Origin of the sequence: Streptomyces hyderabadensis, assembly GCF_020404845.1 — a bacterium.
Taxonomy (GTDB): domain Bacteria; phylum Actinomycetota; class Actinomycetes; order Streptomycetales; family Streptomycetaceae; genus Streptomyces; species Streptomyces hyderabadensis.
The window spans coordinates 15,891-38,989 of sequence record NZ_JAIOJZ010000018.1; the positions used below are offsets into that span (position 1 = coordinate 15,891).

Annotated in this window: 21 protein-coding genes; 9 read left to right on the forward strand and 12 right to left on the reverse strand. The window is 72.9% G+C overall.

The window, feature by feature from the left end; all coding sequences use genetic code 11:
• Positions 1-145 precede the first annotated feature (145 nt).
• Complete coding sequence (locus K7854_RS16060; RefSeq protein WP_226027184.1) at positions 146-1,120, reverse strand: helix-turn-helix transcriptional regulator; 975 nt, start codon at positions 1,118-1,120, stop codon at positions 146-148.
• Between the two features lie 94 nt (positions 1,121-1,214).
• Between K7854_RS16060 and K7854_RS16065 the strand changes: the two genes are divergently transcribed.
• Positions 1,215-1,901 (forward strand): alpha/beta fold hydrolase, encoded by a 687-nt coding sequence (locus K7854_RS16065; RefSeq protein ID WP_226027185.1) that lies wholly within the window; start codon positions 1,215-1,217, stop codon positions 1,899-1,901.
• Positions 1,902-2,058: 157 nt separating this feature from the next.
• Here the strand turns inward: K7854_RS16065 and K7854_RS16070 are convergent, their stop codons facing one another.
• Both K7854_RS16070 and K7854_RS16075 read right to left on the reverse strand, forming a co-directional pair.
• Positions 2,059-2,607 (reverse strand): DUF1062 domain-containing protein, encoded by a 549-nt coding sequence (locus tag K7854_RS16070; protein ID WP_226027186.1) that lies wholly within the window; start codon positions 2,605-2,607, stop codon positions 2,059-2,061.
• A 203-nt stretch (positions 2,608-2,810) separates the two neighbouring features.
• Complete coding sequence (locus tag K7854_RS16075) at positions 2,811-3,185, reverse strand: VOC family protein (protein ID WP_226027187.1); 375 nt, start codon at positions 3,183-3,185, stop codon at positions 2,811-2,813.
• A gap of 170 nt (positions 3,186-3,355) precedes the next feature.
• On the opposite strand from K7854_RS16075, the gene K7854_RS16080 reads away from it, so the two are divergent.
• On the forward strand, positions 3,356-4,756 hold the full coding sequence (locus K7854_RS16080; protein ID WP_226027188.1) for a M1 family metallopeptidase: 1,401 nt from the start codon (positions 3,356-3,358) through the stop codon (positions 4,754-4,756).
• A gap of 17 nt (positions 4,757-4,773) precedes the next feature.
• Here the strand turns inward: K7854_RS16080 and K7854_RS16085 are convergent, their stop codons facing one another.
• Positions 4,774-5,550, reverse strand: a complete 777-nt coding sequence (locus K7854_RS16085) for an endonuclease/exonuclease/phosphatase family protein (RefSeq protein WP_226027189.1) — start codon at positions 5,548-5,550, stop codon at positions 4,774-4,776.
• Positions 5,551-5,664: 114 nt separating this feature from the next.
• Entirely contained in the window at positions 5,665-6,933 is a 1,269-nt protein-coding gene (locus K7854_RS16090) for an FAD-dependent oxidoreductase (RefSeq protein ID WP_226027190.1), read from the reverse strand.
• Positions 6,934-7,015: 82 nt separating this feature from the next.
• On the opposite strand from K7854_RS16090, the gene K7854_RS16095 reads away from it, so the two are divergent.
• On the forward strand, positions 7,016-7,609 hold the full coding sequence (locus K7854_RS16095; RefSeq protein ID WP_226027295.1) for a TetR/AcrR family transcriptional regulator C-terminal domain-containing protein: 594 nt from the start codon (positions 7,016-7,018) through the stop codon (positions 7,607-7,609).
• A gap of 40 nt (positions 7,610-7,649) precedes the next feature.
• The gene (locus tag K7854_RS16100; RefSeq protein WP_226027191.1) at positions 7,650-8,615 is read left to right on the forward strand and encodes a LysR family transcriptional regulator; all 966 of its coding nucleotides are present in this window, start codon (positions 7,650-7,652) and stop codon (positions 8,613-8,615) included.
• A 24-nt stretch (positions 8,616-8,639) separates the two neighbouring features.
• Here K7854_RS16100 and K7854_RS16105 read toward each other — a convergent pair whose 3' ends face one another.
• Complete coding sequence (locus K7854_RS16105; protein WP_226027192.1) at positions 8,640-9,227, reverse strand: TetR/AcrR family transcriptional regulator; 588 nt, start codon at positions 9,225-9,227, stop codon at positions 8,640-8,642.
• Positions 9,228-9,398: 171 nt separating this feature from the next.
• Between K7854_RS16105 and K7854_RS16110 the strand changes: the two genes are divergently transcribed.
• A complete protein-coding gene (locus tag K7854_RS16110) occupies positions 9,399-10,841 on the forward strand; it encodes an amidase (RefSeq protein WP_226027193.1) in 1,443 nt (480 codons plus the stop codon).
• A 41-nt stretch (positions 10,842-10,882) separates the two neighbouring features.
• On the opposite strand, the gene K7854_RS16115 is transcribed toward K7854_RS16110, so the two are convergent.
• The gene (locus tag K7854_RS16115; protein ID WP_226027194.1) at positions 10,883-11,599 is read right to left on the reverse strand and encodes a ComEA family DNA-binding protein; all 717 of its coding nucleotides are present in this window, start codon (positions 11,597-11,599) and stop codon (positions 10,883-10,885) included.
• A gap of 330 nt (positions 11,600-11,929) precedes the next feature.
• Between K7854_RS16115 and K7854_RS16120 the strand changes: the two genes are divergently transcribed.
• On the forward strand, positions 11,930-13,144 hold the full coding sequence (locus K7854_RS16120; protein ID WP_226027195.1) for an alanine--tRNA ligase-related protein: 1,215 nt from the start codon (positions 11,930-11,932) through the stop codon (positions 13,142-13,144).
• 7 nt (positions 13,145-13,151) lie between these two features.
• Here the strand turns inward: K7854_RS16120 and K7854_RS16125 are convergent, their stop codons facing one another.
• The gene (locus tag K7854_RS16125) at positions 13,152-14,087 is read right to left on the reverse strand and encodes a MurR/RpiR family transcriptional regulator (protein ID WP_226027196.1); all 936 of its coding nucleotides are present in this window, start codon (positions 14,085-14,087) and stop codon (positions 13,152-13,154) included.
• A gap of 208 nt (positions 14,088-14,295) precedes the next feature.
• Here K7854_RS16125 and K7854_RS16130 point away from each other — a divergent pair, with 208 nt between their 5' ends.
• From K7854_RS16130 to K7854_RS16140, 3 genes are read left to right on the forward strand one after another with little or no spacing between them, the layout of a single operon-like run.
• Complete coding sequence (locus tag K7854_RS16130; protein ID WP_226027197.1) at positions 14,296-15,294, forward strand: BadF/BadG/BcrA/BcrD ATPase family protein; 999 nt, start codon at positions 14,296-14,298, stop codon at positions 15,292-15,294.
• Between the two features lie 8 nt (positions 15,295-15,302).
• Positions 15,303-16,874 (forward strand): sodium:solute symporter, encoded by a 1,572-nt coding sequence (locus tag K7854_RS16135; RefSeq protein ID WP_226027198.1) that lies wholly within the window; start codon positions 15,303-15,305, stop codon positions 16,872-16,874.
• Between the two features lie 39 nt (positions 16,875-16,913).
• Entirely contained in the window at positions 16,914-18,089 is a 1,176-nt protein-coding gene (locus K7854_RS16140) for an anhydro-N-acetylmuramic acid kinase (RefSeq protein WP_226027199.1), read from the forward strand.
• Between the two features lie 22 nt (positions 18,090-18,111).
• Here the strand turns inward: K7854_RS16140 and mgrA are convergent, their stop codons facing one another.
• The 4 genes from mgrA to K7854_RS16160 all read right to left on the reverse strand — a co-directional run bounded on the left by mgrA (position 18,112) and on the right by K7854_RS16160 (position 22,911).
• Entirely contained in the window at positions 18,112-19,158 is a 1,047-nt protein-coding gene (mgrA, locus tag K7854_RS16145) for an L-glyceraldehyde 3-phosphate reductase (protein ID WP_226027200.1), read from the reverse strand.
• Positions 19,159-19,267: 109 nt separating this feature from the next.
• Positions 19,268-20,062: a DeoR/GlpR family DNA-binding transcription regulator gene (locus tag K7854_RS16150; protein ID WP_030400431.1), complete on the reverse strand. Its 795-nt coding sequence runs from the start codon at positions 20,060-20,062 to the stop codon at positions 19,268-19,270.
• 81 nt (positions 20,063-20,143) lie between these two features.
• Entirely contained in the window at positions 20,144-21,502 is a 1,359-nt protein-coding gene (locus K7854_RS16155) for a GntT/GntP/DsdX family permease (protein WP_226027201.1), read from the reverse strand.
• The gene (locus tag K7854_RS16160; protein ID WP_226027202.1) at positions 21,499-22,911 is read right to left on the reverse strand and encodes a homoserine dehydrogenase; all 1,413 of its coding nucleotides are present in this window, start codon (positions 22,909-22,911) and stop codon (positions 21,499-21,501) included. The genes K7854_RS16155 and K7854_RS16160 overlap by 4 nt, the downstream gene beginning before the upstream one ends.
• Positions 22,912-23,099 lie beyond the last annotated feature (188 nt).

A 23,099-nucleotide genomic window follows, 5' to 3' on the forward strand; every position in this document is an offset into this window, starting at 1 on the left:
CGACGACCTTGCTGCGCCTGACAAGATCAGTGCGCCGCGTCCCGAAGTTCCGCCGCCGTCGCCCGAGTTGGCCCGGGCCGAGAAGGTTCAACCGGCGGCAACCAGCGGTTCAGCCCCCGTCCGGCGCGCGGACCGGGAACCGCCCTCACCCCGCCGACGGCCGGGTACCGGGCACCGCGGCGGTGAAGCGCGCCGCGAGCGCGGCGGCCGCGGCACGCAGCTCCGCCCCGCCCTCGATACGGAAGGAGAGCGGCACCCTAGCGAGCCATTCCTGCGCGTACATGTCCGGGTTCCGGGTGCTGCCGACCAGGACGCAGCCGTCTCCCAGGGGTTCGAGACGGCCCATGGGCGGGTGGATCCAGGGGGCGACCTCGGCCGGCGGGGCGTCGAAGACCACGCGGGTGGTGTACTGCCAGCCGGTGCCCAGGTTCTCCTCCAGCAACGCCACCGGGTCGAAGCCGGCGGGCGGGTCGAAGCCCTGCGCGGTGCTCCGGACCGCGCCGATCCGGTCCACCCGGTAGGTGCGCAGGGCGTTCACGCGGTGGGAGTGGCACAGCAGGTACCAGCGCCCGTGCCGGACGACGAGCGACCAGGGGTCCGCCTCCTCCTCCCACGCGTTGCCGGCCTCGCTGCGGTACGTCAAGCGCACGCGGCACCGGTGGGCGACGGCTTCCACGAGGGAGCTGGTGACGGCGGGGTCCGGGTGGGCCGCGTACGGGTCGGGGGCGGCGGACGCGTACTCCCGCAGCAGGGCCGCCTGCCGACCGACGCTCTCCGGCAGCGCCTTGACGACCTTGCCCAGGGCCGCGCCGACGAGATCACCGGCGTCGGCCACGGCGGGTCGGCCGCTGAGCGCCGCCATGACGAGGCCGAGTGCCTCGGTCTGCGTGAAGTGCACAGGCGGCAGTCTCGTCCCGCGTCCCAGGCGGTAGCCGCCGTGCGGTCCCCGGGCCGACTCCACCGGGATGCCCGCCTCCCTGAGGATCTCGACGTACCGGCGCGCCGCCCGCTCCGTCACGCCCAGCCGTTCGGCGAGTTCGCCGGCCGTCGTGGTGGGGCGGGTGCGGAGGATCTCCAGGGCGCGCAGCGCTCGCGCGGTGGGGCTGGGGGCGTCGGGCACGGGAGCAGGTTAGCAACGAGGGCTGGAACGAACCGGCAGTGGAACGTCCGGATCTCCTCCTACGGTGAGGCGAGGCAACGAAAGGGAACCGATCATGGACATCGTGCTCATCGGCGGCCTGTGGCTGGACGGAACCGTCTGGGACCGCGTCGCGTCCGCGCTGGAGTCGCTCGGCCACCGCCCGGTGCCGCTCACCCTGCCGGGGCAGGGGGACGGCGCGGTGGGCGCCACGCTCGACGACCAGGTGGCGGCGGTACTGGACGCGGTGGACGCCGCGTCCGGAAAGCCCATGGTGGTGGGGCACTCCGCGGCCTGTGCGCTGGCCTGGCTGGCCGCCGACCGGCGGCCGGATCGGGTGGCCAAGGTGGCACTCATCGGCGGGGTCCCGACCCCGGACGGCCGGCCGTACGCCGACTTCTTCGAGATCCGCGACGGCGTGAGGCCCTTTCCCGGCTGGGAGCCCTTCCAGGGGGCCGATGCCGCCGATCTCGATGAGGCCGCCAGGCGTGAGCTGGCGGCGGCCGCGATCGCGGTGCCGGAGGCCGTGGCCAGGGGGGTGGTGCGGCTGACCGACGAGCGCCGGTTCGGCGTTCCGGTCGTGGTCGTGTGCCCCGAGTTCACGCCCGCGCAGGCCCGGAAGTGGATCGACGGGGGCGACGTTCCAGAACTCGCCCGGGCCGGGCGCGTCGACTTCGCGGACATCGACTCGGGTCACTGGCCCATGGTCTCCAGGCCCGCCGAGCTGGCCCGGGTCCTGGCCGCGGCGGCCGAGGCGGGCTGACGGGTGCCGCGCGGGAGCGGAGGCGCGGCCGGGGCCTGTCCGACGTGTTCCGCCGGACAGGCCCTGATCCCGGCCCGGACAGGTCCCGCCCCGGCCCGGGCCGGCCGCGGGGCGCGTGCGCTCAGCGCCTCAGGGCGGCTCAGCGCTTCAGGGCGGCTCAGCGCTTCAGAGTGAAGGTGAAGTCGCCGGAGAGCTTGTCGCTCAGCCGGACCGCCGCGACCAGGTTCCCGGCCTCCACCAGTCTCTCCACCTCGGCCCGCGCGATACCGCAGCCCTCGGCGACCAGCCGTACCGGACGGACCGGGATCCGCGCCGCGAAGCGGACCGAGACGTCGATCACGTCCCGGTCCGGACGGTCCGCTCCCCCGGTGTCGAGGCGCCAGGCGCCGTCCCAGTCGAGGGCTACGCGGTTGCGGCGCAGCACCACCGGGTCCTGGAGCAACTCCGCGGTGAGCGCGGGGTCGTTGTCGTGCAGCCGGTCCAGCAGCTCGGGGCGCACGGCGCGGACGTTCGTCCGTTCCAGGAGCGTGAGCTTCGCGGTGTCACCGCACTCGGCGCACAGCACGAGGAGCCAGGCGTCGATGCGCTTGTGGTTGGCGTTGACACGGAACTTGCCGCTCGCCCGGAAGCGTGCGGACGCGCACGCGTGGCAACGGCGCCGGACAAGGGGAAGGCGGGTGGGTGCGACCACCCAGGTGATGAGCACAGAAGTACACCGGTTCCAGTGAGAAGTCCGCAGCAGAAAGGAGCGCGGCGCGCAGGCGCGACGCGCGACGGTTCAGCGCTCGGGATGTCTCACAGGGTGTACAACGGCAGGTCCTTCGCCCGGACGACGTGGTTCGGCCGCACGCTAACGGCTTGCGGTGCCCTAGCTCCACCGGTTTTCAGGTCCCCGGAGGACCGGTGGGCTCAGTGCAGGCAGAGGCAGAACGGATGACCGGCCGGGTCCGCGTAGACCCGCCAGTTGGCGCCGGGGCGGAGCTGGTCGGTCCGCTCCAGCACGGTCGCGCCGAGCGCCAGCGCCCGCTTCTCCTCGCCTTCGAGGTCGTCGACGTCGAAGTCCAGGTGGAGTTGCTGCGGACGGTCCTGGCCGGGCCATTCGGGCGCCCGGTACCCCTCCGCCCGCTGGAAGGCCAACGGGGTCCCCTCGAAGCCGTGCACCTCGACCCAGTCGGCGTCGTCCGGATCCGCTACCACCCGCCCGCCGAGCAGTTCCACGTAGAACTCCGCGAGGCGTACCGGATCGGCACAGTCCAGCGCGACCGCCTGCAGCTTTCGAATCACGTCCGGCTCTCCTCGCTCCTCGGGCCCTCGCGTCACGCGTTCGCAGGGGGGGTCCTACCCGTGACCACGGCGGGCATGCACGGCGGCGGCACTGAGGTCGGCGCCCCGGCGGGACCGAACTCCGCCCGAGTCGGGGCAGCGGCCGGGGAGTTGTGGCAGTATCCGCTGCCATGTCGTCGCTCGGCACGTCGCCGTCCGGACCGTGGCCGCACCGGCCCGGTCGTCGTCTGTTCGTGGTGCTGCTCGCGCTGGTCCTGGCGTGCGGCGCCCTGGTGGCCGATGCCGTCGCGGCGGCCGGGTCCGGGACGGCGGCGACGCCCGACCGCGCCCGTTACGACGTGGACCTGCGTTCCGACGCCGACGGCAGCCACTGGACGGGGCGGCAGCGGGTGTCGTTCCGCAACGCGTCCGACCGGTCGCTGCACGAGGTGTACCTGCGCCTGTGGGGCAACGGCGAGGACGGGTGCGGCGCGTCGGGCGCGTCCTCCCCGGTGGTGGTGTCCGGGGTGCGCGGTGGCACGGCGGATCCGCCCGCCGTGGACTGCACGGTGCTGCGCATCGCCCTGCCGAAACCCCTCGCGCACGGGGAGCGGGCGTCCGTCGCCTTCGACGTCTCGGTCACGGTGCCCGACCGCAACGCCCGCTTCGGCCGCGAGGGCGCCTTCCGCTTCCTCGGCAACGCGCTGCCGGTGCTCGCCGTGCACGACGCGAAGGGGTGGCACCTCGACCCGTACGTGGCCGTCGGCGAGAGCTTCTACGCCCTCGCCGGTGACTTCCGGGTCCGGCTCGACCACCCGTCGGACCTGGCGGTACCGGCGACGGGCCGCACCAAGACCCGCCCGGGAGGGCCGGGCCGTACGGTGACCCTCAGCGTCGCGGAGCGCGTGCGGGACTTCGCGTGGGCCGCGGGGCCGTTCCGCACGGCGCACCGGACCACACCCGGGGGTGTGCGCGTCAACTCGTACTGGGCGCCCGGCACCCCCGCCGCGGGCGTCCGCCTCACCCGCACGGAAGCCGTCGCCGCGGTGGACCGGTTCGGCCGGGAGTTCGGCCGCTACCCCTACGGCGAGATCGACCTCGTGATGACCAGCGGGTTCGGCGGCGGCATGGAGTACCCGGGCCTCGTCCTGCTGGGCACCACGGAGGAGGGCAGCGCCATCGTGCACGAGCTGGCACACCAGTGGTGGTACGGCATCGTCGGCAACGACGAGTACGCCTCGCCGTGGCTGGACGAGAGCTTCGCCCAGTACGCCAACTTCCGCTTCTACGGCCTGGAGACCCGCGACTGCTGGCCGGACGTCCACTGGCCCGACGACGGCACCGTACTGACCGCGTCCATGGACTACTGGTCACGGCATCCCGGTGCGTACCACCTGGTCTACACGGCCGGGCCCTGCGCCCTGGCCGACCTGGAACGCGCCCTGGGCGCCGACACCATGGCGCGGCTGCTCAAGCGCTACGCCCGGGACCACTGGTACGGCGTCTCCACCACGGAGGACTTCAAACGGGCCGCCCAGTCCATGACCGCCGCCGACCTCGGCCCCTTCTGGAAGAGCCACCGCATCCAGTGACCGCGGGCCGGGACGGGTCAGGTCACGTCCAGGTCGGTGTAGAGCATGTCGTGGTCCGAGTGCGTGGTGTGCACCACCCGGTGCTCGACGGGGGCGATGCCGCGCAGGAAGACGTAGTCGAACTTGCTCTGCCAGTCGGTGGTCGGCTCGCAGGTGCCGGCGAGCGCGGGACGACACCGCGGGTCGGTGTCCGTGGCCAGGGCCCACATGGGGTCGAGTTCGGCCGCGTCCGGCACGGCGTTGAAGTCCCCGACGGCTATGGCCCGGTCGTGCCGGGCGACTTGCGAGGCCAGTACGCGGACCTGGTCCTCCCGGAACTCCTCCTGACGCCGCTGGGCGAGGTGCGTGTTGAAGACCCGGACGGACCGCCCGCCCACCTCGGTGGTGACCGCGAGATATCCGCGGTCCTCGGATCCGCCGTCGGGGTATTCGACGTTGACCCGGTCCGTGATGGGGGCCGCCGACAGGATGGCCTGGCCGAATCCCCCGGGATTCCACGGCGCGCCCCCGCAGCGGCCCCAGTTCTGCAGGACCGATCCGTGGGCGACGTGGTAGACCAGCCCGTGGAAGGCCTCCAGATAGTCCCGGATCCGGTCGACGTCACGCGCGCAGGCCTCCTGCATGCCGATGACCTGCGGCGCGTAGGCGGCTATCTCCGCGGCCCGGTCGAGGTTGCTCGCGTCGCACGGATTGCACAGGTTCCACGTCATGACCCGGTTCGGTACGACGTCCTTGACGGCTTCGACGGGCAGTGACCTGCCCGACAGGGCGCCGCCGGGGGCACTGGGACCCATCAGCGCCAAGCAGCCAAGCGCCACGGCGCCTACGAGCCATCGCGAGCCGCCCCTTTTGAGCACCGCCGCCTCCTCGGTGTGGACACATGGCAACCGGCCTTTCCACGCACGAGGTTATGGCACGTCGCGGCCGGAGCTCACCGGGACGTCCGGGAGCCGCCAGTCGCCCCCGCGGTCCTCCTTGGCATGGCGCGCGACGAGTTCGGGGACGTGCAGGCGGCAGGCGAGTGCCGCGACCGCGTGCAGGACGTCGACGGCCCGCCGGCTCCTGGGCATGGCCAGCCGCAGGAGGCGCGGTTTCACCTCGGCCTGGATCCGGTCCACGAACGGCCGCAGCACGGTGTCGTAGTTCGCCAGGGCGGTGGGCAGGTCATGGCCGTGCCGGTTGAGTTCACCGGCCAGGACGTAGGCGCCGACCAGGCCTCCGGAGGTTCCCATGCCGCTGTAGGGGGAGGCGCAGTGCGCCGCGTCGCCGACCAGCACCACGCGGCCCCGGGACCAGGTGTCCGTGCGCACCTGCACGACCTCCTGGGAGTAGAAGCTCTCGGTGTCCCGCATGCCGTCGAGGAACCGCGCGGTCTGCCATCCCGCGTCGCGGAACCTGTCGGTCCAGAACTGCTTCTGGCGTTCGACCGGTTCCCGGTGGACGGCCGAGGCTTCCGCGGACCGCTCCCGCAGCACGAAGTAGACCTGGGTCTCGTCCGGGTTGTGGCTCCTGCGCATGATCATGCGGCCGCCGGGCGCGTTGTAGGTGTCCCGGATGTTGCTGTCCGACGCGATGCGCGGGACGAACCAGTAGGCCATGTGGATCCCGACCCGCCAGTACGGGTCGGGGGCGCCGGGCGGCAGGACGGCCCGGCGGATGCGCGAGCCCTGCCCGTCCGCGCCGACGAGCAGGTCGAAGTCCTCGGACGAGCCGTCGGAGAAGTGGGCGACGACGCGTGTCGCGTCCTGCTCGAAGCGCTCCACGCTCGTGCCGAACACGTGGTCCACGTCCTGCCGGGTCGCGTCGTGCAGGAGGCGCACCAGGTCGCCGCGCATGATCTCGTACTCGGAGGTCAGGGTCTGACGGCCCCGGCCGGAGGTGTTGGCCATGATCGTCGCGCGTTTCCTGCCCCGGCCGTCCACGAGGGCGACCCCCGCCTCGTCGACCAGCCTGCTCCTGACGGCGTCCAGGAGCCCCATGCGCTCGACGGCGTCGATGCCCTGTCCCCGCAGGTCCACCTGTGCGCCGGTGGCGCGCAGTGCGGGGAAGCGTTCGGCGACGGTCACCCGGTGGCCGCCCCGGGCGAGCCAGTAGGCCAGCGCCTGGCCGGCGATGCCACCGCCGCAGATGAGGACCTTCAGGCGGCCGCTGCCCGGCGCCGCTGAGTGGTGGGTCATGCCGCACTCCCTTTTCTATCGGTGATAGGTACGTTCGCTTTGCAGCGTCACCTATCGGCGATAGATTGTCAATGTGGCCAAGATGAACCGCGAGACCGTCCTCACCGAGGCGCTCGACCTGCTGGACGAGGTAGGCCTGGACGCCGTCAGCACGAGACAGCTGGCCAGGCGTCTGGGCGTCGAGCAGCCGTCGCTCTACTACCACTTCCGGAACAAGAAGGAGCTGCTCAGCGCCATGAGCGAGGCCGCGATGGCACCGCATGCGACGGCTCCCCTGCCGACGTCCGCCGACGACTGGCGCGACTGGTTCCTGGAGAACACGCGCAGCTTCCGGCGCACCCTGCTGCTGCGCCGCGACGGGGCACGCCTCCATGCCGGGAGCCACCCCGGGGGGACGGACCTCGACCGGATCGCCCACAAGATGGCGTTCCTGATTGCGGCGGGCGTACCCGCCAAGCACGCGCGGACGGCGATGCTGGCCGCGGGGCGCTTCACGGTCGGCAGCGTCCTGGAGGAGCAGGCGGACGCCGGCCCCGGCGACGGCGGGGACCGTACGGCCGCCGCACCGCCGGACCTGCCGCCGGACGTACCGCCGGTGGACCACGAGTCGTCCTTCGAGGCCGGGCTGGCCCTCATCCTCGAAGGTCTGGAGCAGCGGGTGCGGCGCGCGGGGTGAGCCACAACCGTCGGTTGGGCGACGCCTTATGCTCGCTGCCATGGATACCGAGGCGGTGCGCTCGTTCGTCCGCGCGGCCGAGCTGGGGCAGCTGCGGCACGCGGCCGACGAGCTGGGGGTGACGCAGCAGGCCGTCTCGAAGCGGATCGCGGCCCTGGAGCGCATGCTCGGCGTCCGGTTGTTCACCCGTACTGCCCGGGGGGTCGAGCTGACCCTCGACGGGCAGGCCTTCCTGTCGCACGCGCGGAGTGTCGTCGCGCACGCCGACCGCGCCGTCGACGCGATCCGACCCGGCTCGCGGGCACTGCGGATCGACGTCCTCGGCCTGCGGAGCGCGCAGGCCGTGATCCTGCACGACTACTGGCGCTCACATCCCGAGACCCCGCTCGACGTGGTGACGCTCAAGGTGGACGATCCGCGGCTGGCGGTGGCCGCCGTGCGGGCGGGCGACGTCGACGCCTCCTTCCGCTCGGTGACCGACCCGGCCGACCTGCCGCACGAGCTGCGGATGATCCACGCGTTCCACTCCCCGCTGGAACTCGTCGTCGGCCCGCGGCATCCGCTCGCCTCCGCGCGCACCGTGACACCCGCCCGGCTGCGCGGACACCGTATCTGGGTGCCCGGGATCGCGCCCGGGAGCGAATGGGCGGATTTCTACGCCCAACTCACCTGCGCGTTCGACCTCCGGGTGGACGCCGCGGGCCCCAACTTCGGCAACGAGGTGCTCCTCGACATCCTCGCCGACTCCGACGACGTGGCCACCCTCGTGGGGTCGCGCGACCGGTACGTCTGGCCGGCCGGTCACGACCTGCGCCGGATCCCGGTCGCGGGGCCGACGCTCGCCTATCCGCTCTCGCTCATCCTGCCCCGGGAGAATCCGCACCCGGGACTGCGGGCCGTCGTCAACCACTTCGCGAACCTGCCCCCGCTGCCCGAGGACACCTGGCTGCCCTCCTGGGCCACCGTGCCCCACCGCGGCGGCGGCGCCGGGCACACACCGCGCTGACGGACCCCGGGCGCATCCGCCGCCCTACTGCGCCAAGACCGCCTCGACGACGCGCAGCAACCGCTCCCCCGCCCGGTCGATGCTGCCGTTCTGGGTACTGACCTGCGCGCCTTCGAGCAGGAAGGTGATCTGGGCCGCGACCTGTTCCGGGTCGGGCAGCCCGGCCTCGGTGCACATGCCGACCAGCCTGCGGGTCTGGTCGGCCTTGTGCTCCTCGATCACCCGGCGCGCGGGGTGGGAGCGGTCGGGCAGTTCGGCCAGGGAGTTGACGAAGGGGCAGCCCCGGTACGACAGCGCCGGCAGGCCGTCGGCGATGAAGCGGGCCAGGCCCATGATCTGCTCCCGGGGCCGGCCGGGGTGTTCGGCCTCGACACGGTCGAAGGCGGCCCGGTACTCGGCGGTCAGGATCCGCAGCCATTCGGCGACCAGCGCGTCCTTGGTCTCGAAGTGCCGGTAGATCGCCATCTTGGTGGTCTCGGCCTTCTCGGCGATGGCCTGGACGCCCACGCGCCGGATGCCCTCGCTCTGGAACAGCTCCTCGGCCGCGTCGAGGATGCGCTCACGGGGCGGCAGCTTCGCCACTCTGCCCGGCCTGGCGGCGGTCGATGTCATGCGTGCTCCGTGGTGTCCGGTCGATGAGCCCTGTACTCGCTGCTGCGCGCTCCCTGCTACGGTACCAGTCCGTCCCACTCGATACCGCTCGGTATCGTGCGGGACTCATAGGTATCGACGCTCCCGGGTATCGACAGCGATCCGTCCTCCGGGGAGAGCAGGGAGAGTGCAGTGAAAGTGTCCGAGTACGTGCGCCACGACGCCGTCGGGCTGGCGGAGCTGATGGCCAAGGGCGAGGTGACCGCCGCCGAGGTGGAGGCCGCCGCCCGCGAGGCCGTGCGCCGGGTCGATCCACGGATCAACGCCGTGGTGGAGACCTGGCCCGCCGACGACCACCCGGTCCCCGGCGGCACCCCGCTGGCCGGCGCGCCCTTCCTGATCAAGGACTTCGGCATCGCGATGGCGGGCCGGCGCACCGAGCTGGGCAGCCGTATCGCGGCCGGGCACGTCGCCCGCTCCGACTCCTTCCTGATGCGCCGCTTCCGCCGCGCGGGCCTGGTGACCCTCGGGCGGACCGCGACACCTGAGCTGGCCTACAGCATCACCACGGAGCCGGTGCTGTACGGCCCGACCCGCAACCCGTGGGACCCCCGGCGGAGCGCCGGCGGGTCCAGCGGCGGCTCGGGCGCGGCCGTGGCGGCCGGGGCGGTCCCGCTCGCCCACGCCACCGACGCCGCGGGCTCGCTGCGCATCCCCGCCGCGTACAACGGTCTCTTCGGGCTGAAGCCCACGCGCGGCCGGGTCTCCATGGGACCCGCACTGGACGAGGGCTTCAACGGCCTGGCCGTCCAGGGCAGCGTCAGCCGCACCGTACGGGACAGCGCGGCGCTGCTCGACCTGATACGCGGTCCGGAACCGGGCGACCCCTACTTCGCCGAGCAGCCGTCCCGTCCCTACGCGGAGGAAGTCACCCGCCCGCCGGGCTCGTTGCGCATCGGGGTCCTGGCCCGGGCGTGGGGTGGACGCCGCACCGCCGCACCGGTGGCCGACGCCCTGGAGCGGACCGTGCGGCTGCTCGAATCCCTCGGTCACCGCACGGAGGAGGTCACGGTCGGCCTCGGCGCCGACTGGGAGGAGTTCGTGCTGGCCAACGCCCGCCTGTCGACCGCGAACCTCGCGGCCTCGGTCGACGACCTGGCCGCCGCCCTCGGCCGGCCCGTCGACTCCTCGTCCCTCGAACCGGCGACGCTGGCCGCCCATCGCTACGGACAGCGGGTCAGCGGGCCGGAGTTCGTCGCCGCCCTCACGATCCGCAACCGCGTCGCCCGCAGCCTCGCCGGGTACTTCGCCGCCCATGACGTGCTGCTCACCCCCACCCTGCCTCAGCTGCCCCCGCTGCTGGGCACCTACGGCGAGGGCGAGGAGGCGCTCGACGGCCTCGGCTGGATCGACCGGCTCAACGACCGCTCGCCGTTCACCATGGCGTTCAACGTGGCGGGGACCCCCGCCATGTCCGTGCCGGTGACCGCCGACAGCGGCACGGGGCTCCCGGTCGGCATGCAGTTCGCCGCCGGTTACGGCCGCGAGGACCTCCTCTTCCGCCTCGCCGGACAGCTCGAACAGGCCCAGCCGTGGTCCGGCCGGACCCCGGCCGTGTGGGCGGGCCGTGCGTAGTCCCGCGGAGGGTGGGGACGCGGCGGAGGACCGCGTGCCTCCTAGGGTCTGTCCGGGTCCGGCTCTTCCTGGGGCGGCAGGAACACCAACCGGTCGGCCACGGCGTCGAGGTGCCGGGGCGGCAGGTCCATGGTGACCGACAGGTCGTCGACGGAGGCGAAGCCACCGGTCGCCGCCCGGGTGCGCACGACCTGTGCGGCCCGTTCGCCGGACAGGCTCAGACGGCGGGCCAGGACGTCGGCGGGCACGTTGTTGACGTCGACCAGACCCCCGTCGGGGAACGGGCGGTCGGCCAGGTCGACGCGGCCGATGCGCAGTTCGAGCGCCTGGCGCGGGTCGGTGTCGACGATGGCCCGCGCGGTCTCCCGCGCGGCCCGCTCGTCGCGGTGCGCGGCGAGCAGGGCCCGCTGCCGGTCCTGGAGCGGGCGCACCAGCGCGGCGTCGGGGCTCCGCCACACCCGGGACCGGATCGCGAACGCGTGCCCGGTCCCGACGAGGATGTTGAAGAACATCGCGGCACCGAAGACGGTCTCGTAGGCGGCGGACACGTCCGGGTCGAAGGTGACGAACAGCGCGGCGGACACACCGTAGGGCACGGTGGCCAGCGCCTGCGCCCGGCTCCTGGTGCGCACCGTCGCGTGGATCATCAGCGGCAGCGCCCCGAGCCCGAGGGTCAGGACGGGGATCAGCGCCCACAGCGAGGTGAGCAGCGTCCGGGCAAGGTGCTCGCGTGTGCTGAAGGGATGGAAGTCGGCCATGCTGCTCCCCCGTGTCCGTCTGCCCGCGTTGCTCCTACCAAGGTAGGGACTCCCGGACGGGATGCCGCGGTTGCGGGAATATCCACGTGCTTCCGGGCGCCCGGCGCGTTATCTTCGGGGGCATGAACGTCATCGGCACCAGCATCTTCGCGACCGCGCGAGCGACCAGCTCGCCGGTTGCCGCCGTCTGACCTTCCCCCTCTTCCACCGGCGACCGGAAACGGCTCGTCGGTGGTTCACGTGGCGCTCCGCCACCTTCGCCTCGGTGCGAGGACCGCAGCGTTGCCGTTCTCCGGTGTCTGCCCCGCCCCGAAGCGAAGGAGACACCCCATGGACACCGAACGGATCGTCCGCACGTTCGTCGAGTACTACGAGGAACGCGGCCATCGCCGGATCAACGGCTCGACCCTGCTGCCCGAGCCGGGCGACCCCGTGCTGTTCACCAGCGCCGGCATGCATCCGCTCACCCCGTACCTGGAGGGCCGCCCCCATCCGCTGGGCCGGCGGCTGGTGAACGTGCAGCGCTGTCTGCGCACCACGGACCTGGACGAGGTCGGTGACGGCACCCATCTGACGGTCTTCGAGATGCTCGGCACCTGGTCGCTGGGCGACTACGAGGGCTCGCGCAGCCTCGACTGGGCCCATCGGCTGCTCACCGAGGGCCTCGGGGTCGACCCGGGCCTGCTGCACGCCACCGTGTTCGGGGGTGACGAGCAGGTCGGGCCGGACACCGAGTCCCGGCGGCTGTGGCAGGAGCGCGGGGTGCCCGTGGAGCCGACGGTCGACGACAACTGGTGGTCCAACGGGCCGGTCGGCCCGTGCGGACCCGACTCGGAGATCTTCCTGTGGAGCGGCGGGACGCCGCCCCGGTCCACGCCCACCGGCGACGACCGCTGGGTGGAGGTGTGGAACCACGTGATGATGCGCCACCGGCGGCTGGACGACGGCCGCCTCGTACCGCTGCCGCAGCGCAACGTCGACACCGGTCTGGGCCTGGAGCGCCTCGCCACGCTCCTGCAGGGCAAGTCGTCGGTGTTCGAGTGCGACCTCTTCGAACCGTGGCGGCGGCTGCTGCCGGTGCTGTGGCCGCTGGACGAGCCGTCGTTCCGGGTGGTCTGCGACCACCTCCGGTCGGCCGTGGTGGTCGTCGGCGACGGGGTCCGCCCGTCCAACACCGGTCAGGGCTACGTGCTGCGCCGCCTGGTGCGGCGGCTGCTCACCGTGCTGTGGCGGGACGATCCCTCGCGGGGGCTCGGGGACCTGCCGGAGGAGTTGGTCACCCACACCCTGGACCACTTCCGGCAGGACGGCGACCCCGGCCTGTCCGGTCTGGTGCGGCGCCTGCTGGTGGACGAGGAGCGCCGGTTCCGGCGGCTTCTGGAGCGCGGCAGGAACGTGCTCGCCCGGCCCCGTTTCCGCGGCCCGCTGGGAGAGGAGGACTTCCACTACCTCCACGACACCCACGGTCTGCCGCGCGAGCTGGTGACGAGCCTGCGCAAGGGCGGGTTCCCGGACACGGGCGGCGTGCGGACCCTACGGTCGTGACCCGCCGTCACCCGGTGCGGCGCGCGGGGCGCCGACGGCGCTGGACGGCTCCGTAGGTCTCCTCCAGCGCGGTGGTCGCGGCGTCGTAGGAGCGCTGGGCGACGCCGACGAAGAGGCAGTCGATGACGGCCAGTTGGGCGATGCGGCTGACGGTCGCGCCGGAGCGGAACGGCGTCTCCCGCGCGCAGGTGGTCAGGACGAGGTCGGCGCTGGTGGCGAGCGTGGAGCCCGGGTCGTTGGTCAGGGCGATGGTGGTGGCTCCGCGTTCGGCCGCGGCCTGGAGGGGCTCGGTGGTGTCCTCGGTCTCGCCGGAGTGGGAGACGGCCAGGGCCACGTCGCCTGGCCCCAGCAGGGCCGTCGCGGTGAGCGCCGCGTGCCGGTCGCTCCAGATGAAGGCCATCTGGCCTATGCGGTGGAGCTTCTGGTGCAGGTCCTGGCCGACGAAGGCGCTGGCCCCCACCCCGAAGATGTCGACCCGGCGGGCCCGGGCCACCGCGTCGACCGCCCGGCCCAGCGCGTCCACGTCGAGTCCGGCGCCCGAGTCCTGAAGGGCCCGGACCTCGTTGTAGATGATCTTGCTGACTATCCGGTCCAACGAGTCCGTCGGGCTGATGTCGGTGCCGCCGTGTGCCGCCCGCTCGCCGCCCAGCGCGTGCTCCCGCGCCGCGGCGGCGGCCAGCGCCAGGCGCAGCTGGGGGTAGTTGCCCGTGCCGACGGTGCGGCAGAACCGCATCACGGTGGCCGCCGAGGTGCTGGCCCGCTCCGCCAGCGCGTGGATGGACAGCTCCGCGACCTGCCCCGGGTCGGCGAGGACCGCGTCGGCCACCCGGCGTTCCGAGGGGGCCAGGGAGGGCCGGGCGGCGCGGACGCGCGTGAGGATGTCGGCGAGCGGGGCGTCCTGCGCGGACGGCTCCGGCACGCGGGACGAGGACTGGCGGACCATGGCCCCTCCTGGATGTGGTGCACACAGGGTAAGCGGGTGACCCGAGGGGGTCAAAAAGTTACGCATCGAGCATCGTGACGTTACTTATTGACATCCGGAGTGCGGCCTTCCCATACTCGGACGGCGATCCGCGCCGGTCACCGACGACCCGGTGGCTCTCGACGTGCCGGGTCCCCTCGGGCAAAGGGCAGACCGTATGACTTCAGTAGTGGCGGTAGATCTCGGGAAGACCGGTTGCCGCGCCATCCTGTGGAACAGCGCCGACTCGTCACGGGCCGTCAGTTCGGTGGCCGGCGCTCCCGGTCTGGCGGCGCCCGACGGGGTGGCGGCGGCCCGCGCGGCCGTGCGCGCCGCCGTCGGGCCGCTGCTTCGGGAGCTGCCGGACGCCGCCCGGCCCGACGCGGTCCTCGTGGGGGCCGCCGGAGCGGCTTCCGCCCCTGCCGCGGCCCGCTCCCTGGTGGCTGCCCTCCTGGAGGACCTGCCCGTCGGAGAGGCCGCCGTCACCAGCGACGCCGTCACCGCCCACGCCGGTGCGCTCGGCGGCCGGGCGGGCGTGGTGCTGGCCATCGGCACCGGAGCGGTCGCGGTCGGCATCGGCGCCGACGGGACGTACGCGCGCGTCGACGGGTGGGGTCCCCTGCTCGGCGACGACGGCGGCGGCGCCCGGATCGGCACCGCCGGACTGCGCGCCGCCCTGCGGGCCCACGACGGACGGGGCCCGGCCACCGCCCTGCTGGACGCGGCCGCCGGCCTCTTCGGCGACCTCGAACGGCTCCCTGCGACCGTCGGACGGGACGGCAATCCCGCCCGTACGGCCGCCTCGTTCGCCCCCGAGGTGGCCCGCGCCGCCGACGCGGGGGACGCCGTGGCCGCGGCGATCGTCCGGGACGCGGCCGCGGACCTGGCCGAGACCGCGCTCGCGGCGGCCGGCCGGATCAGCGCGGGCGGCGACCCGCTGCCGTTGGCCGTCACCGGTGGCCTGACCGGTCTCGGCCCGGCCCTGATGGCGCCGCTGACCGCCGCCGTCACCGGCTCCGGCTCCGGGCCCGCCGTGCGGCTCATACCGCCGCTCGGCGACCCCCTCGACGGGGCCCGCCTGCTGACGCTGGACCGCACCACCCCTCATGCCTCTCTCGTCGTCCGCGTCCGCCGGACGACCGCCAGTCCCCCTCCCCCCGCGCCGGCGACCCCACCGGCCAGTGCCTAGGAGCAAGCGTGCGCCAGCTCGACCTCGTGGTGATCGTGGTCTATCTGATCGGGATCGCCTGGATCGGCCTGCGGAAGGCAGGCCGGCAGAAGTCGGCGAAGGACTACTTCGTCGGTGAAGGCCACATGCCGTGGTGGACGGTCTCCTTCTCCGTCGTCGCCACCGAGACCAGCGTGCTGACCGTGATCAGCGTGCCCGGCGGCGCCTACAGCGGCCAGGGATTCGGCAACGTCGAACTGGCCCTGGGCTACGTGGTCGGACGCGTCGTGGTGGCCACCGTGCTGATCCCCCTCTACAAGCGCGGCGGGTTCGTCAGCGCCTACCAGTACCTGGGCGACCGGTTCGGGCTGAAGCTGCAGGGCCTCGCCTCGGTGACCTTCGTGTTCACCCGGCTCCTGGCCGAGGGGGTGCGGCTGTTCGCCTCCGCCATCCCGATCAAGCTGCTGCTCGACGAGTTCGGTGTGCACGCGAGCTACCGCGTGATCATCATCGTCATCACGCTGATCACCGTCGTCTACACCTACCTGGGCGGCATCAAGGCGGTCATCTGGACCGACGCCATCCAGATGGTCCTCTACCTCGGCGGCGCGGTCCTCGCCGTGGCGGTGCTCTCCGCCCACGTCGGCGGTGACGGCTACGCGCGCGCCCTCGACGCCGGGAAGTTCACGCTCTTCGACACCGATTTCAACCTCGCCCACATCCTCACCAGCCCGTTCGCCCTGCCCACGGCCATCATCGGCGGTGCCATCTTCGCCATGGCCTCGCACGGCTCCGACCAGCTGATCGTCCAGCGCGTGCTGGCGACGAGGACGCTGCGCGAGGGCCAGAAGGCCATGATCGCCTCGGGTGTCTTCGTCACCATCCAGTTCGCCGCCTTCTCCCTCGTCGGCGCGCTGCTGTGGTCCTACAACGAGGGCAAGTCCTTCTCCGAGCTGGGGCTGTCCAGCTCGGACAACCTGTACCCCGAGTTCATCCTGCACGGGCTGCCCGTGGTCGTCTCGGGCCTGCTGGTGGCCGGCATCCTGGGCGCCGCGATGGGCTCGCTGTCCTCGGCGCTGAACTCCATGTCGAACTCGACGGTCGCCGACATCATCCACAGCTTCTTCCGCACCACCCCCTCCGAGGAGGCGCTGCTGAGGCTCGCCCGCTGGATGACGCTGGTGTGGGCGACGCTGATGGCCGTCTTCGCCTGCGCGTTCAGCGCGAGCACGGGCAACGTGTACCTGACCGGTCTGACCATCGCGGGCTACACCTACGGCGCGCTGCTCGGCGCGTTCCTGCTGGGGCGGCTGGTCAAACGGGCCAACGAGGCCGACTCGATCGTGGCCTTCCTGGTCACCATCGGGGTGATGACGTACATCGTGCGCGGGGTGAAGATCGACGTGACCACGGGCGGGACCACGGTGTCCCAGGCGATCGCGGCCCAGTGGCTGGTGCCCATCGGCGTACTGATCACCCTGCTCGTCGGCGGTGTGCTGAGCCTGTTCCACCGGGCGCCGGAGTCCGCCGCGGGCGCGGCGGCCGACGAGGAGCCGGGCGCCGGACCCGACCAGTTGACCACGACGGCCGGACGGAACTGATCCGGTCCCGGCCCGCTCAACCCTTCGCAGGAGTGCACCGTGCGTGTGATCGGCCTGATGTCAGGCACGTCCTACGACGCCGTCGAGGCGGCCGCCGCCGACCTCGAACTCCGGGGTGAGGCCCTGGTGATGCGCCCGCTGGGCCATCTCTCCGCCCCCTACCCGGACGAGCTGCGCGACCTGATCGCGGGCAGTCTGCCGCCCGCGGCGGCGACGCTCCGGGACGTCGCCCGGCTCGACACCGGCGTCGGGCAGGCCTTCGCCGAGGTGGCCGTGCGGGCCGTGCGCGAGCTGTGCGGGGGTGCCGCCGATCTGGTGGTCTCGCACGGGCAGACCATGTACCACTGGGTCGAGGACGGCACCGTGCGCGGCACCCTCCAGCTCGGCCGGCCCGCCTGGATCGCCGAGGCGACCGGTCTGCCCGTGGTCTCCGACCTGCGCAGCGGGGATGTCGCGGCCGGCGGTCAGGGGGCGCCGCTGGTGGCCATGACCGACGCGCTGGCCCTGGCCGCGCTGCCCGGCGTCCCCGCCGCCCTCAACCTGGGCGGGATCGCCAACGTCACCGTCGTCGCCCCCGGAGCGGAGCCGCTCGCCTTCGACACCGGGCCCGCCAACGCCCTGCTGGACGCCGCCGTACGGCACTTCACCGACGGCGCGGCCCAGTACGACGAGGGCGGACGCCGGGCCGGGGCGGGCCGGGTCGATCCGGCGCTGCTGCGGGTGCTGCTGGACGACCCCTATTACGCCAGGGGTGCGCCGAAGAGCACCGGCAAGGAGCGGTTCCACCTGCCGTACCTGCTCCAGGCGCTCGCGGCGGCGCCCGTCGCGGAACCCGACGACGTGCTGGCGACCCTGGCCAGGCTCACCGCCGTCACGGTGGCCGACGCCTGCCGCGCGCACGGCGTCACCCGGCTCGTGGTGTCCGGCGGCGGTGCGCACAATCCGGTGCTGATGGGCATGCTCGCCGAGGAGCTGCCCGGGGTGGACCTCGGCTCCAGCGACGCGCTCGGGCTGCCGTCCGACGCCAAGGAGGCGCTGGCCTTCGCCCTGCTGGGCTTCCTGACCGTCAACGGCCTGCCCGGCGCGATCCCTTCGGGCACCGGCGCGCGCCGGGCGGCACTGCTCGGCAGCATCACACCCGGGCGGGAGCCGCTGCGGCTGCCCGAACCCGCCGGGCAGCCGCCCCGGATGCTGCACATCACCGGCGGGTACTGAGCACCCCCCGGGTGGGGACACCTCAGCCGAGGTCACCGGTGCGGGCCTGCCGCCACAGGTCGACGTCGCCGTCGACGACGGCGTACTTGTCGATCTCGGCGAGTTCCCCGTCGTCGAAGGAGAGGTTGGCCAGGGCGGCCACGTTCTCGTCCAGCTGCTCGGGCCGGGAGGCACCGATCACCAGCGAGGTGACGCGCGGGTCGCGCAGCGCCCAGGCGAGCGCCATCTGCGCCAGGCTCTGGCCCCGGCGGGCGGCGATGTCGTTCAGGGCGCGCAGCCGCCGGACGGTGTCCTCGGTGAGCCAGTCGGTCGCGAAGGACTTGCCCTGGGTGGCGCGGGACCCCTCGGGCACGCCGTCGAGGTAGCGGCCGGTCAGCAGCCCCTGGGCGAGCGCGGTGAAGCCGATGACGCCGAAGCCCTCCTCGGCGGCCGCGTCCAGCAGGCCCTCGGTCTCGATCCACCGGTTGAGCATGTTGTACGACGGCTGGTGGATGAGCAGCGGAGTGCCGAGGTCGCGGAGGATCGCCGCGGCCTGCCGGGAGCGCTCGGCGTCGTAGGAGGAGATGCCGACGTAGAGGGCCTTGCCCTGCCGCACCGCCGTGTCGAGCGCGGTCATGGTCTCCTCCAGCGGGGTGGAGGCGTCCAGGCGGTGGGAGTAGAAGATGTCGACGTAGTCGAGTCCGGTCCGCTTCAGGGACTGGTCGAGGGAGGCCAGCAGGTACTTGCGGGAGCCGCCGCCCTGGCCGTAGGGGCCGGGCCACATGTCCCATCCGGCCTTGGTGGAGATCACCATCTCGTCGCGGTACGGCGCCAGGTCCTGCCGCATGATCCGGCCGAAGTTGGTCTCGGCGGACCCGTAGGGCGGGCCGTAGTTGTTGGCGAGGTCGTGGTGGGTGATGCCCAGGTCGAAGGCGCGCAGGGCGATCCGCCGCTGGGTCTCGAACGGCTTGTCGTCGCCGAAGTTGTGCCAGTAGCCGAGCGAGAGTGCGGGCAGGTCGAGCCCGGAGCGTCCGGTGCGGCGGTAGTGCATGGTGCCGTCGTAGCGGCTCGGGTCGGCGACGTGGTTCATGGGTGTTCTCCGGTGGGCAACGGGGGGACCGTCAGTTTCTCACCGCCGTCGGCGGCCTGCTCCACCCGGTCCGGCCGGCCGTTCACGGGCCCGGTGGACGGCTCCCGGGTCAGGGGCGGGCCAGGACCAGGGAGGAGCCGCCGGCCCGGATGCCCTCGGCCGCGGCGTCGGTGAGGTCGGTGTCCGTGACGATGGTGTCGAAGGCCGTCAGCGGTGCCACGCGGTAGCGGCCGAAGGTGCCGTACTTGGAGGAGCCGGCCACCAGGACGGAGTGCGCGGCCGAGGCCATGGCCGCCTGTTTCACGTCGACCTTGGGCTCCGAGGGGGTGGTGGTGCCGCGCAGCAGGTCCCAGGAGCTGGTGCTGATGAAGGCGATGTCCAGGGCGAGTTGCCGCAGGGTGTCCGCGGCGAGGCGGCCGACGCTGGAGCGGTTGGAGACGTCGACCCGGCCGCCGACGTGCACCAGTTCCAGGTTCTCGGCGTCCATCAGCCGGCCGATGGTGGTGAAGTCGTTGGTGACCACGGTGAGGTGCGGCAGCCGGGCGAGGGCGGGCGCCATGGCGAGCAGGGTGGTGCCCGCGTCGAGGTAGACGGTCATGCCGTCCTGGACCAGGCGGGCGGCCTCGGCGGCCATCGCCCGCTTCTGGGGCTGCTCGACCTCGGACTTGTCGAGGAAGCCCGGTTCGGTGCTGATGGTGCTGGCGATGCGCACCCCGCCCGGGACGGAGAAGACCAGGCCGCCCCGTTCCAGTTCGGCGATGTCGCGTCGCACCGTCATGTGGGAGACGCCGAGCAGCCGGGTGATCTGCTGCACGCTGAGCACCCCGTCGCGCCGGAGGTGCTTCAGCAGCTGTTCACGGCGCTGGTCGGGGATGAGCGGGGGCTGCTCGCCGTCCGAGGTCATGGTCTGGTCTCCCTTCGACCGGGTTGACGTTAGCCGATGATCATGCCGGTGACGGCCGGGGACCGTCACCGGCGGGACTTGTCAGCCGTGCACGACGGTGCTGAGCAGCAGTACGCCGCCGAGGCTGAGGAGCGACTGGAGGGACAGCATCAGGGTCCAGGTGCGGAAGGTCTGTGCCACCGACAGCTGGAAGTACTCCTTGAACAGCCAGAACCCGGAGTCGTTGACGTGCGAGAGCATCACCGCTCCCGAGGCGGTGGCCAGCACCATCAGTTCCGGCGAGGTGCCGGGCGAGGCGCTGAGCAGCGGGGCGACGATGGCGGTCGCCGCGGCGGTGGCGACGGTCGCCGAGCCGAGGCAGATCCGCAGCAGGGCGGCGACCAGCCAGCCCAGCAGCAGCGGGGGTATCGCCCAGTCGACGGCGTAGTCGGAGATGAGCTGGTCGATCCCGGTCTCCGTGAGCATCGCCTTGAAACCGCCGCCCGCGCCCAGGATCAGGATGATCGCGCCGACCGGGGCGAGTCCCTTGGACGCCATCTTCTGCAGCTGGCCGAGGCCGAAGCCGGACCGCACACCGAGCGCGAAGAAGGCGAAGACCACGGCCGCCAGCAGGGACAGCACGGAGGAGTTGCAGGCGTCGAAGAACTGGTACGGCAGCGTGCCCTCGGCCGTGTTGGCCGTGCCCAGGGTGCCGATGAGCATGAGGCCCGGCGGGAGCAGCACGGTGATGAGCGCGAGGGTGAAGGAGGCCGGCTTGCGGCGGTGTTCGGGCTCGGTGCTGACGGACTGGACCGGGCCGCGGTCGAGGTCGGGCGCGGGGCCGAACCAGCGGCTGACGATCCGGGTCAGCACGGGACCGGTGAGCACGGCCATCGGGATGCCGATGATCAGGCCCCACAGGATGGTGAGGCCGGTGTTGGCGCCGTACGCGGAGACGGCCAGGGTCGGTGAGGGGTGCGGCGGCAGCAGTCCGTGCGACACGTACAGTCCGGCGGCCATCGGCAGACCGACCCACAGCAGGTGGGTGTTGCTGCGCTTGGCGACGGTGTACACCAGCGGCACCAGCATGACGAAGCTGACGTCGAACAGGTGCGGCATGCCGATCAGCAGCGCGGCGGCGGTGATGGACGCCGGGATCCACTTGACGGGCCGGGAGCCGATGAACACGGTGGCGATGCGGTCGGCGCCGCCGGAGCCGAGCAGGATGCCGCCCAGCAGGGTGCCGAGGCCGATGGTGGGACCGCTGCCGCCGAGGGTGTCGCCGAACCCGTCCTGGAAGGCCTCGACCGCCCGCACCGGAGCGATGCCGGACGCGATGCCGAGCCCGAGCGCGGACAGGGCGAGGGCCAGGAACGGGTGCAGCTTGGTCTTGGTGATCAGCAGGACCAGGACCACGACGGCGGCGGCACCGAGGAGGAGGTGCTGGAGGTCGGTGCTCATGCGGCGGGCTTTCCTTCCGTGCCGTCGGGGCAGCCGCGCGCGGCACGTCCGGCCCGCCAGGCGCGCAGCAGGCCGGGGTCCGGGTCGGCCAGGTCGGCCACCCGGAGCAGTTCACCGGCGGCCACCGGCCGGGCCAGGGTGGCGTGGGCGGCGAGGTAGAGGGGTGCGACGTCGTCGGGTGCGTCCTCGCCGCGCAGCAGCACGGCCTGCACGCCGGTGACGTCGTGGTGGTGGCCGCCCATCGCAAGCGCGGTCCCGGCGGGCAGGTCCGTCCGGGCACGGCCCGCGAGCACGGCGTACGAGCGGGGGTCGGTGCCGCCGGAGGGGCGGTGGTGCAGTACCGCCGAGAGCAGGCTCACCGGGGTCTCGACGCCCATGAGGTGGTACGGCAGGTAGATCGCGGCGTACCGGCCGTCCTTGCTGAGGACGTGGCCCTTCTCGCGCAGCGTCTCCCAGGTCACCGGGTCGTCGGTGCGGACGACGACGAAGACGCCGCCCGCGAAGGACGCCTCGCCGGGCAGGCGCAGCGCGCTGAAGACGTCCACGGCTCCGTCGCGGCCCAGCACGCCGCCGTCCTCACGGGGGCGGTAGATGTCGGCGAGTTCGGCGATGCGGGCGACGGGGTAGTGCAGGCGTTCCGTGTCCGGGCGAAAGCCCGTGTTGTTGGCGACGACGGCCATCTCGCAGTAGTCCGCGGTGGCGCCGGTGGGCAGGTCGGCCACGGCCGCCGCGCGGGCGTCGAGGGTGGCGCGCACGTCGTCGCCGAGTTCGAGGAGCCCGGAGAGGGCCGGCGCGGGCACCGTGGTGTCCAGCTGCGTGACGGTGCCGGCCTCCGGGTCGTGGACGAGGTCGTACTCGGTGGACTTGCCGATCGCCACGATGTCGAGGCCGAGCAGCTCGGCCCAGGTGACCAGGCCGATGAGGTTGGCGGGCTGGTCGCCGTCGGCCGTGGTGTAGACGAGGCCCCGGGCGGCGGCGAGGTCGGCGAGGTGCAGCCCGGCGACGGAGTCGACCTCCTTGCTGACCATCGCGACATGGCGGTCGGCGGCGAGGGCCGCCTCGGCCATGGCGAGGCCGTCCGCGGGGCTGCCGGTCGCCTCCACCAGGATGTCCCAGGGGGCCGCGGTCAGCAGCGCCGCGTCGGCGACGAGGGCGATGCCGCCGCGCGCGACCGTGTCCGCCACGGCCGCCGCGTCGTGGCACTCGGCCGGCTGCCCGGGGTCGTGTCCGAGGTCGTCCAGCATCGTGCGCAGCCCGGTCAGGTCGCGGTCGCACAGCACGGCCGGGACGAGGCCGGGCATGCGGCGGCTCTGGGCCAGGAGGGTGCGCGCGAATCCGCCGCCGGCCCCGGTCAGTGCGTACCGCACCGTCCGGCCGCCGCTGTCGGCGAACAAGTGATGCAGGTTCATGAGGCCCTCCTGAATGAGCGCGCAAGGTGGTGTCAGGGGCTTCTCGCGCGGTCGACGGGGCGACGGTGTGCCGGGGGACGCGCGTTCCAGAAGCAGCGAATGAACAACGTGTATCACCAGATCCCATCTGCGTAAAGTCTGGTAACATAATTTCACAGATCATCACGGGTGGCCGTCGGCCGCACCAG